Source organism: Ideonella sp. P3_A4 (assembly GCF_056403075.1).
On the sequence record NZ_JBFUGE010001362.1, the window covers coordinates 1 to 559 of the forward strand.

Here is a 559-nt window from a genome sequence, read left to right on the forward strand (position 1 = left end):
CTCTTGGGCCAAGCCGCCAAACTCGAAATAAGGGAAGTCTTTCCTGGCACGGAAACCGCCACAATCGGGACGGTTGCAAACCAACTGAAAGAGAGCGATGCTGCGCGACGGGTAGCCGAAATCACCGGCACGGGTCAGAAGACGATATCGGGCTTGATTGATAAGGGAGCAGCGAAAATCACGCCATTTGGCACTGACGTCGATGGAGGATTCTCCATCTCCCAGGGCCTCGATATTCCGGGAATGAAAGGCAGTATCGGGTGCCGGGTGAATATTGTCGCGACTGGCAACAACGGATGGGCGCTTGTTGGCAATGCTATTGGCCAAGTGATAAAGGACCGCGTTACACCAATCGCCGAACAGTATAAGAACGGTGGAAAATGAACATCAACTCGACAATCGTCGCCGCAATTCTTCTAGCGTCCTCGACATTGTCGAAGGCGTCAGAGGTGAACTTGGAACGCGTCGAGAAACAGGTTTCCACCTCAACATATAGGCTTATTAAGGAAGACCCCAAGACCGCGCCGCTGCCTGATGAAAAGGTCAGAGCCTATTCATC

At 52.8% G+C, this 559-nt stretch carries 1 protein-coding gene; it reads left to right on the top strand.

Features of this window, described 5'->3' with window-relative positions; translation table 11 throughout:
• On the top strand, positions 1 to 384 hold a 384-nt coding region (locus AC1DYI_RS38015), incomplete at its 5' end, for a hypothetical protein (protein WP_477209210.1).
• Between the last annotated feature and the right edge of the window lie 175 nt (positions 385 to 559).